The 9,915-nt window shown below is 60.9% G+C and carries 9 protein-coding genes; 8 read left to right on the top strand and 1 reads right to left on the bottom strand.

Going from position 1 to position 9,915, the window contains the following annotated elements:
• The 5 genes from AAAB16_RS06910 to AAAB16_RS06890 form a co-directional block, all read left to right on the top strand.
• A partial coding sequence (locus tag AAAB16_RS06910) for a spermidine/putrescine ABC transporter substrate-binding protein (protein WP_340662674.1) occupies positions 1-685 on the top strand: 685 nt, incomplete at its 5' end.
• A 122-nt stretch (positions 686-807) separates the two neighbouring features.
• Positions 808-1,923, top strand: coding sequence for an ABC transporter ATP-binding protein (locus AAAB16_RS06905; protein ID WP_340662673.1), 1,116 nt, complete (start codon positions 808-810; stop codon positions 1,921-1,923).
• On the top strand, positions 1,923-2,825 hold the full coding sequence (locus tag AAAB16_RS06900) for an ABC transporter permease (RefSeq protein WP_340662672.1): 903 nt from the start codon (positions 1,923-1,925) through the stop codon (positions 2,823-2,825). Before AAAB16_RS06905 ends, AAAB16_RS06900 begins: the two co-directional genes overlap by 1 nt.
• Positions 2,822-3,691: an ABC transporter permease gene (locus tag AAAB16_RS06895; RefSeq protein WP_340662671.1), complete on the top strand. Its 870-nt coding sequence runs from the start codon at positions 2,822-2,824 to the stop codon at positions 3,689-3,691. Before AAAB16_RS06900 ends, AAAB16_RS06895 begins: the two co-directional genes overlap by 4 nt.
• A complete protein-coding gene (locus AAAB16_RS06890) occupies positions 3,681-4,763 on the top strand; it encodes a P1 family peptidase (protein ID WP_340662670.1) in 1,083 nt (360 codons plus the stop codon). Before AAAB16_RS06895 ends, AAAB16_RS06890 begins: the two co-directional genes overlap by 11 nt.
• 118 nt (positions 4,764-4,881) lie before the next feature.
• On the opposite strand, the gene AAAB16_RS06885 is transcribed toward AAAB16_RS06890, so the two are convergent.
• Positions 4,882-5,802, bottom strand: a complete 921-nt coding sequence (locus AAAB16_RS06885; protein WP_340662669.1) for a LysR family transcriptional regulator — start codon at positions 5,800-5,802, stop codon at positions 4,882-4,884.
• A gap of 187 nt (positions 5,803-5,989) precedes the next feature.
• Here AAAB16_RS06885 and AAAB16_RS06880 point away from each other — a divergent pair, with 187 nt between their 5' ends.
• From AAAB16_RS06880 to AAAB16_RS06870, 3 genes are all read left to right on the top strand, one after another.
• A complete protein-coding gene (locus AAAB16_RS06880; protein WP_340662668.1) occupies positions 5,990-6,766 on the top strand; it encodes a carbon-nitrogen hydrolase family protein in 777 nt (258 codons plus the stop codon).
• A 283-nt stretch (positions 6,767-7,049) separates the two neighbouring features.
• Positions 7,050-8,480 carry an aldehyde dehydrogenase gene (locus AAAB16_RS06875; protein WP_340662675.1) on the top strand — a complete coding sequence of 477 codons (1,431 nt, stop codon included), beginning with the start codon at positions 7,050-7,052 and terminating at the stop codon, positions 8,478-8,480.
• Positions 8,481-8,505: 25 nt separating this feature from the next.
• Positions 8,506-9,885: an aspartate aminotransferase family protein gene (locus tag AAAB16_RS06870; RefSeq protein WP_340662667.1), complete on the top strand. Its 1,380-nt coding sequence runs from the start codon at positions 8,506-8,508 to the stop codon at positions 9,883-9,885.
• Positions 9,886-9,915 lie beyond the last annotated feature (30 nt).

Raw genomic sequence — 9,915 nt, 5'->3', positions numbered from 1 at the left:
CCCCAAGGGCGAGTACTGCATGCCCTACGCGTGGGGCACGGTGGGCATCTTCTACAACAAGAACAAGGTCAGCAAACCAATCGAAACCTGGAGCGACTTCTTCGCCGAAGCCAAGGCTGGCAAAAAGGTGGCGATGCTCGACGACATGCGCGAAGTGTTGGCAGTGGGCCTGATCAGCAATGGCAAATCGGTGAACACCACCAGCGCTGACGACCTCAAGGTTGCCCAAGAGTGGTTGCTGGAGCGCAAGCCGCTGATCTCGGCGTTTAGCTACGAAGTAGTGCCGATGGTGCAGTCCGGCGATGTGGTGGCCGCGCAGTACTACGTCGGCGCGCTGATGTACGTGAAGCAAGACCCGGCCAACCTCACCTATGTGATTCCCAAAGAAGGCGCGACCCTCTATCAGGAAGACATGTGCGTGCTGAAAACCGCGCCGAACAAAGCCAACGCCAAACGCTTTATGGAATTCTTCCTGCGCCCGGAAATTGCCTCGCTCAACACCATTCAGCAAAGCAACGGCACGCCCAACGCCGAAGCGCTAAAACTGCTGCCTGCCGAGCTCAAAGACAATCCCGCCGCCAACCCGCCGGCAGACGTACAGGCCAAGCTGCAGATCTTTAACGACCTGGGCAGCGACCTGAAAAAATACGACCGCGCCTGGACCAAAGTGCGCACCGCTAACTAACCGCGACCATAGGGTGTGCTGCGCGCACCAGGCGATTTACCCGTAATCGCCAGGGTGCGTGGTGCACAGCCTACGGGCCGTCGTATGCGTTTAGAAAGTGTCCCGCCAGTACCGGAGCTTTTATGTCTGATGCCAACACCGCGGTGGTCGAAATCCAGGCTGCCGTGAAGCATTACCGTACCCCTGAAGGTCAGGCGGTGCGGGCGTTGGATGGGGTCGATTTAACCGTCGGCGCCAATGAATTTGTCACCTTGCTGGGTCCCTCGGGCTGCGGCAAAACCACCTTGCTGCGGGCCATCAGTGGCTTTGAGCAACTCGATAGCGGCCGCCTGATTATTCAGGGCCAGGCTATGAACGATGTGCCGGCCTATCAGCGCCCGGTCAATACGGTATTTCAAAGCTATGCGCTGTTCCCGCACCTGAGCGTCGGCGACAACGTGGCCTACGCTTTGGAAGTGCGCGGCGTACCACGCAAGGAACGCGATATTCGCGTCGGCGAAGCGCTGGAAATGGTCGGCATGGGTGGCCTGCAAAAGCGCAAACCGGGCCTGCTTTCTGGTGGCCAGCAACAGCGTGTGGCCTTGGCTCGCGCCATCGTTAATCGCCCGGCGTTATTGCTGCTGGATGAGCCGCTCTCGGCCCTCGACCGCCACCTACGGCAAAGCATGCAACGCGAGCTGAAAAAGCTGCAAAGCGAGCTGGGCATCGCCTTTGTCTTCGTCACCCATGACCAGGAAGAAGCCCTGACCATGTCTGACCGCATCGTGGTGCTCAACGGCGGTCATGTGCAGCAGATCGGGCGCCCGGAAGAAATTTACGACCGCCCCGCCAATGCCTTTGTTGCCGGCTTTATTGGCGAGAGCAATTTGTTCTCGGCACGGGTCAGCACGGTGGATGAACAACACGCGCACTTGCTCAGCGAGGCCGGTGATCTGTTGCGGGTGCGCCGTGGCCAACTGCTGCCTAAGCAGAACGTGCAAGTGCTGCTGCGCCCCGAACATTTCCACCTCGACTGCCCCGGTAGCCCCGAAGGGCATGCCTGGCTGGAAGGCGTGGTGGAGCAGACGGTATTTGTTGGCAAAGACTTTGAAGTGAGCATGCGCACCGCGCAAGGCAGCCAGGTTAAAGCCGTGGTCCGCGATGCCGCGCGCCAGGCCCTGCAACGCTTACATGCCGGTGCAACCCTGCGCCTGTGGTACGCCAGTGACGCCGCCCATGTGCTGGCGGGGGAGGCGTGATGAGCGCGCTGACCCTGCGCGGGCGCAATCGCCTGCGGCTCTTCGGCTTGCTAAGCCCAGTGACGCTGCTGATCGGCGGCTTTTTTATCGCGCCGCTGTTGATCATGGCCGCCTACAGCCTGGCCGAACCCGGCATGTACGGCGGGGTGGAATGGAATTTCTACCCGGACAGCTTTGGCCGTGTATTGGGCTGGGCCGATGGCACTAACGAAGACTTCGATATCGTTTACCTGGAAATCATCCTGCGCTCGTTCCGCATCGCCTTGCTCACCGTGCTGGTGTCGTTGCTGGTGTGCTACCCGGTGGCGTTCTGGGTCAGCCGCTTGAATGAGCGCAAGCGCAATTTCTTTCTGTTTCTGATCACCCTGCCGTTCTTTGCCAGCCTGATCGTGCGCCTGTATGCCTGGGTGCTGATCCTGCGCCCCAGCGGTTTTCTCAATCAGTTCTTGCAGGGCCTGGGCATCAACGCCCAACTGGACCTGATCTACAGCGAAATCGCCGTGCTGATTGGCCTGGTGTATATCTTTATCCCGTTTATGTTTTTGCCCATCTACGCCAGCGTCGAGAAGCTCGACCGGCGCTTGATTGAAGCCTCGCAAGACTTAGGCGCCAGCCGCTGGCAAACCTTTCGCAAAGTGATCTTGCCGCTGACCATGCCCGGTGTGGCCGCCGGTTCGATCATTGTGTTTATCCCAAGCTTGGGCAATTTCATCGTGCCGTCGCTGCTCGGTGGCGCCAAGGTATTGATGATTGGCAGCCTGGTGGAGCAGCAGTTTCTCGCCGCGCGTAACTGGCCGTTTGGCGCCGCGTTGGCGATGTTGCTGATGGCCAGCGTGCTGGTGTTTTTGCTGCTCTACGTGCGCAGCCTGAACCGCGCGCAAGCGCTGGAGGGTCGGCCATGAGTCGTTTGTCGTTGGCCCGTGTGGGGCAAAAATTCCTCACCGGCTACAGCCTGTTGTTCTTCGTGTTTCTCTACCTGCCCATCGGCCTGATCTTCGCCTACTCGTTCAACGGCAACCCGCTGAATATGATGATCTGGACCGAGGCATCGCTGGACTGGTATCGCTCGATCTTTGGCATGGCCAACCACCTGGCCGATAACGTGGCGTATATCGAGTCCACCGATCAACTGCTCGGCTCGCTGCGCACCAGCCTGACCGTGGCGCTGATTACCGCCGTTATCAGCACCGTGATTGGCACACTGACGGCGTTGGCTCTGGCGCGTTTTCGCTTTCGTTTGCAGGGCTTTTATCGGATGTTGCTGTTTATGCCGATGATGATGCCCGACGTGGTGCTGGGCATCTCCTTGCTGATTTTCTTCGTCAATATCGGCATTCCGCTGGGCAAGGTGTCGATCATCATTGGTCACTGCAGCTTCTTGGTCAGCTACGTGTTTATCGTCGTCAGCGCGCGCCTGGCAGGCATGGATACGCGCCTGGAAGAAGCCTCGGCGGATTTGGGCGCCAACCCCTGGGTGACCTTTCGGCGCATTACCTTGCCGATGATTTTGCCCGGCGTGATTGGTGGTGCGCTGTTGGCGTTCATCATTTCCATGGACGATCTGGTGATCACCTACTTTATCTCCGGCGTCGACTCCACCACCTTGCCGGTTTACATCTACGGCATGATCCGCCGCGGCATCAAACCGGAAATCAACGCCATCGCCACCCTGCTGATTCTTGCCTCACTGCTGATTGCGGCGGTGGGCTTGTACCTGCGCAACCGCCAACCCGCTGCACTGAACGCCGAGGACTCCCATGGCCACTAACAAGCCCCGCGCCCGCCAGCTTGGCCTGGCCTTCCCCGGTCGCACCGGCGCCGAAAACGCCATCACCGACGTGCCCGGTGTATTGGTCGGTTACCAGAATGTCGACGGCACCGCTGCCAACGGTAAACGCATTCAAACCGGCGTCACCGCCATTTTGCCGCGCGGCTACGAGCCGCAACCGATGCCCGTCTGGGCCGGATTTTCGGCGTTGAATGGCAATGGCGAAATGACCGGCACCCACTGGATTGAAGACGGCGGCTACTTTGTTGGCCCGCTGTGCCTGACCAACTCCCACAGCGTTGGCATCGTCCACCAGGCGGCCACGCGCTGGACCATCGAGCACTATGCCGAGGAGTGGGAGCACAATCACCTGTGGGCCATGCCGGTGGTGGCGGAAACCTACGACGGCGTGATCAACGACATCAACGGCCTGCACGTCAGCGAAGCCCACGCCCGCGCTGCGCTGGACGGCGCCATGACCGGGGCGATTGCCGAGGGCAATGTCGGCGGCGGCAACGGCATGATCGCCTACGGCTTTAAAGGCGGCACCGGCACTGCTTCGCGGGTAGTCGACTTGGACGGCAAGGCCTACACCCTCGGTGTGCTGGTGCAGGCCAACCATGGCATGCGCGACTGGTTCAAAGTGCTCGGCGTGCCAGTGGGAGAACGCCTGGCGGATGAGCTGCCGGACGGGCTGGACCGTGAACGAGGCTCCATTGTGGTGATCATCGCCACCGATGCGCCGATGTTGCCGCACCAGCTCAAGCGCTTGGCGCGGCGTGCAGGCTTGGGCGTTGGCTTGGCGGGAACGCCGGGGGGGAATAATTCCGGGGATATCTTTCTGGCCTTTAGCGTGGCTAATCCGCGGCCGATGCCGCAGCTAAGCGGGGCGCTACAAAACCTCGACTACCTGAATGACGACGTGTTTGACGCCTTCTACCTGGCGGCGGTGCAAAGCACCGATGAAGCGGTAATCAACGCCATGCTGGCGGCAGAGGATGCGCCGATGCAGAAGCCAGTGGGGGTGTGTAAGGCGTTGGATGGGGGGCGGTTGATGGCGGTTATGGGGTAATCAGCGTTTGCGCCGACCCTCACCCCGGCCCTCTCCCGCAAGCGGGAGAGGGAGAGCAGCGGACGGAGTGGCCTGATCGAACAGCGATCAAGTCCCCTCTCCCGCTTGCGGGAAAGGGTTAGGGTGAGGGCTGCTTTTCTGGAGCCAACTCTTGCTGACAGTAATCGGCAAACAACTGCGCCACCTTGGTCAATTGCGCGCGCTTCAACCAGGCGGCCACCAGCCCCGAGCCGGTCACCTCTTCGGCAATATTCACCGCCACCACCTTTTGCCCGTCATAGGTGCATTCCGAATGCGGGCGGGTGACCAGCACCGAGAAACCAAAACCCTGACCGACCATGCCGCGCACCATCTCAATGGACGGTGAGCTAAAGGCGATATGCGGGGTTAGCCCCAGTTCTTCAAACAGGCTAACGAAGTAGGTTCGGCTCGGCAGTACGTCGAGCAGAATCATGGGCTCCAACGCCAGGTCTCGCAGCGACACCTGCGCCTGTTGGGCAAAGCGGTGGTCGGCTGGCAGCAAGGCATAGGGGCGCTGCGGTGGCATCAGCGGTTGGGTTTCGATGGTGCCGTCGAGGTCGTGGTCGTAGAGGATGGCCAGGTCGAAGCTGCCGGAGGTCAGGCCTTGCACCAGTTCCTGTTGCTCGCCGTCGCGGATGCGGATTTCCACGCCTGGGTACAGCGCGTTAAACCCGGCGATCAGGCGCGGCAGGTAGAGCGGCGCCACGGTTTCAAAGCAGCCGATATCGATTTGCCCGGCAATGATGTCGTTGTCAGCCAGGGCGTTCTGTTCAAACTCCTTGGCCATGCGCAGCAGTTCCTGCGCCTTGCGGTAGAAACGCGCGCCGCTGGGGGTGAGCGATACGCCTTGGGCGTGGTGGCGAATAAACAGCTGCACGCCAAAACTTTCTTCCAGGCCCTTGATGGCGGTGGAGATCGACGGCTGGGCGATATACAGCTTGCGCGAGGCCTCGGCGACGCTGCCGCACTCCACGGTGGTGACGAAATATTTGAGCTGACGCAGGGTATAAGCGGCCACAACAAAGTCTCGGTCTAGGATATTTCGGAGCACACCTTACCGCGTTGCAGCGGCGAGCGTGGTCTGGCGTGCCCACCTTTTTGCGCGGCACAGGGCATATTTTTCTTGGCCAGGTGCTTGCTACAGGTGCCGCTTAGAAGCGGCTAGAGTCTCTAGCAAAACCCATACACAGCAACGGAGGTAGCACATGCGCTTGGCGCTTTGGCAAACACAAGGGCACCCCGGCGATATCGCCGCCAACCTGGCTGACCTGGCCGTGCAAGCGCGCGCCGCTGCGGCAGCGGGGGCTGAGCTGCTGCTGTGTTCGGAGTTGTGGCTGGGAGGCTATAACCTGCGTGCGCAACCGGCGGAGGCGGCCGATGGGCCGTCGGCGCAGCGCATTAGCGAACTGGCCCAGGAACATGGCATCGCCATTTGCTACGGCTACGCCGAAAGCCATGAAAGCGGGGGTAAACCCTATAACGCGGCGCAGGTGATTTCGGCCAATGGCCAGCGCCTGAGCAATTACCGCAAAACCCATCTGTTCGGTGCCTTTGAGCGCACGTTATTTACCCCGGGCGACCGTTTGCAAGCGCCGTTTAAGTGTGGCGATTGGAGCATTGGCCTGCTGATTTGCTTTGACGTGGAACTCCCCGAAAACGTGCGCAAGCTGACCCTGCAAGGGGCCGAACTGCTGCTGATTCCTACCGCGCTCACGCCGGAGTATCGCGCCGTGCCGGACCTGATCGTGCCGGCGCGAGCGGTGGAAAATCAGCTATTTGTTGCCTATTGCAACCACAGCGGCGTTGAAGCTGGGCTGGCGTTTCTCGGCGGCTCCTGTGTGGCGGCGCCGGATGGCAGCAAGCTGGCCAGTGCGGCCAATGGTGAGGCGTTGTTGATCGTTGATCTCGACCACGGTCAGCGTGCGGCGTTGGAAAGCACCTTTCCCTATTTAGCCGGGCGCCGACCTGAGATTTACACCTAGGGTGCGCACCAAAGCGGACACGGCAAAATCGCCTGGTGCGCACAGCACACCCTACGGTTTGGCGGTCGCTGCGGGCTATGCACTCTAAACCGGCATCCAGCACCAGCCTGGTGCATCGCAAAGCAGCTTTTTCATATACCCCGAAGACATTTTTAATAATTTTCCTATGCAGCCCGCTGCGCCACCATCGCTCTCACTAAAGGGTTAACGGTGTGAGGGCTTTGCGGTGTCTCTTAACGAATGGCAACAACGGGCCGCTGCTCAGCGCTTTCCAACGCTGGCGATGATTAATGGGCAACAGGTGCCGGCGGTGTCTGGCGCTACCTTTGCCTCGATCAACCCGGCCACTGGTGCCACGCTGGCGCACGTGGCCGCCTGTGCGGCGGCGGATGTCGATGTGGCCGTTGCGGCGGCGCGTCAGGCCTTTGAGGCCGGGGTTTGGTCGCAGCGTTCACCTGCCGAGCGCAAAGCGGTGCTGTTGCGCTTGGCTGAGCTGATTTTGCACAACCGTGAAGAGCTGGCGCTGCTCGATTCGCTGAACATGGGCAAGCCGGTGATGGATGCCTATAACGTCGATGTGCCGGGCGCCGCCGGGGTGTTCCGTTGGTACGCCGAGGCTCTGGACAAGCTCTACGACCAAGTCGCCCCTAGCGCACAAAACGTGCTCGCCACCATTACCCGCGAAGCCTTGGGTGTGGTCGCCGCCGTGGTGCCGTGGAATTTCCCCCTGGATATGGCCGCCTGGAAACTCGCCCCAGCCCTGGCCGCTGGTAACTCGGTACTGTTGAAGCCGGCTGAGCAATCGCCGTTCTCCGCCCTGCGCCTGGCTGAGCTGGCGCTGGAAGCCGGTATTCCGGCAGGCGTGTTTAACGTGTTGCCGGGCCTGGGCGAACACGCCGGCAAGGCCATGGGGCTGCATCCGGATATCGATTGCCTGGCGTTTACCGGCTCCACGGAAGTGGGCAAATATTTTATGCAGTACTCAGCGCAGTCGAACCTCAAGCAGGTGTGGCTGGAGTGCGGTGGCAAGAGTGCCAACCTGGTGTTTGCCGATTGCGAAGACCTTGATCTGGCCGCGGAAAAAGCTGCCTTTGGCATCTTCTTTAACCAAGGCGAAGTCTGTTCGGCGAACTCGCGCTTGCTGGTTGAGCGCGCCATCCATGATGACTTTGTTAAGCGCTTGGTGGCCAAGGCGCAAGGCTGGCAGCCGGGCGATCCGCTGGACCCGAGCAGCACCGCCGGCGCCATCGTCGAAACCCGCCAGACCGAACGGGTGATGGCGTATATCCACGGCGCCCACGAACAGGGCGCGACCCTGGTCTGTGGCGGCCAGCAGGTGAGCTTCAACGGCTCGAGCAACTTTATTCAGCCGACCATTTTTACCGGCGTGACCCCCGAGATGGCCCTGGCCCAGGAAGAAGTCTTCGGCCCGGTGCTGGCGGTGATCCCGTTTGATAGCGAAGAAGAAGCCGTGCGCTTGGCTAACGCCAGCATCTATGGCCTGGCTGCTTCGCTGTGGACCGACAACCTGCACCGCGCCCACCGCGTGGCCCGGCAATTGCGCGCCGGCACGGTGTCGGTCAATACCGTCGACGCCCTGGACGTCAGCACGCCCTTTGGTGGCGGCAAACAGTCCGGTTTTGGTCGCGACTTGTCGCTGCATTCGTTCGATAAATACACCCAGTTGAAGACCACTTGGTTTCAGCTGCGATAAGAAAAAAGCTGCGGAGATTTTTGCTATGACTGCCCCTGTGCCACCACGCGAAACCAGTGACTACCAGGCGTCTGATGCCGCCCACCACATTCACGCCTTTCTCGACCAGAAGGCGCTGAACGCCGAAGGGCCGCGGGTGATTGTGCGCGGTGAGCGCCTGCACCTGTGGGACAACGACGGCAACCGCTTCCTGGATGGCATGTCGGGTCTGTGGTGCACCAACCTGGGTTATGGCCGTGCCGACTTGACTGCTGCGGCGACCAAGCAGATGGAGCAGCTGCCGTACTACAACATGTTTTTCCACACCACCCACCCAGCGGTGGTGGAGCTCTCCGAGCTGCTGTTCAGCCTGTTGCCCGGCCACTACAGCCACGCGATTTACACCAACTCCGGCTCCGAGGCCAACGAGGTGCTGATCCGCACCGTGCGCCGTTACTGGCAGATCCTCGGCAAGCCCGAGAAAAAAATCATGATCGGCCGCTGGAACGGTTACCACGGCTCCACCCTGGCCGCCACGGCGCTGGGCGGCATGAAGTTTATGCATGATATGGGCGGCATGATTCCGGACGTTGAGCACATCGACGAACCCTACTGGTTCGGCCACGAGGGCGACCTGACCCCAGCCGAATTCGGCCTGCAGGCCGCGCAGCAATTGGAAGCGAAAATCCTCGAACTGGGTGCCGAAAACGTCGCTGGTTTTATTGCCGAACCGTTCCAGGGCGCGGGCGGCATGATCTTCCCGCCGGAAAGCTACTGGCCGGAAATTCAGCGCATCTGCCGCCAATACGATGTGCTGTTGTGCGCCGACGAAGTGATTGGCGGCTTTGGCCGTACCGGCGAGTGGTTCGCCCACCAGCACTTTGCTTTCGAGCCCGACACCCTGTCCATCGCCAAGGGCCTGACCTCCGGTTATATCCCCATGGGCGGCCTGATCCTCAGCAAGCGCATGGCTGAAGTGCTGGTCGAGCAGGGCGGCGTGTTTGCCCACGGCCTCACCTATTCCGGGCACCCGGTGGCAGCGGCGGTGGCCATCGCCAACCTGAAGGCGCTGCGTGATGAAGGCGTGGTCACCCAGGTGAAAACCGACACCGGCCCGTACCTGCAAAGCTGCCTGCGCGAAGTGTTCGGCAACCACCCGTTGGTGGGTGAAGTGCAGGGCGTTGGCCTGGTGGCGGCGCTGCAATTTGCCCAAGACAAAACCAGCCGTAAACGCTTTGCCAACGAAGGCGATATCGCCTGGCGCTGCCGCAGCATCGGCTTTGAAGAAGGCGTGATTATTCGCTCCACCCTGGGCCGCATGATCATGGCGCCGGCGCTGGTCGCCACCCGCTTGGAGTTGGATGAGTTGCTGGAAAAAACCAAGCGCGCGGTGGATCGCACGGCGCAGGAGATTGGTGTGCTTTAAGCGTTGGCCTCACGATTCTGGGCCCCCGCC

The sequence above is a fragment of the Pseudomonas sp. genome (genome assembly GCF_037994325.1).
Classification (GTDB): domain Bacteria; phylum Pseudomonadota; class Gammaproteobacteria; order Pseudomonadales; family Pseudomonadaceae; genus Aquipseudomonas.
The sequence above is the reverse complement of the archived record's forward strand: the minus strand, read 5'-3'. Positions and strand labels throughout refer to the sequence as shown.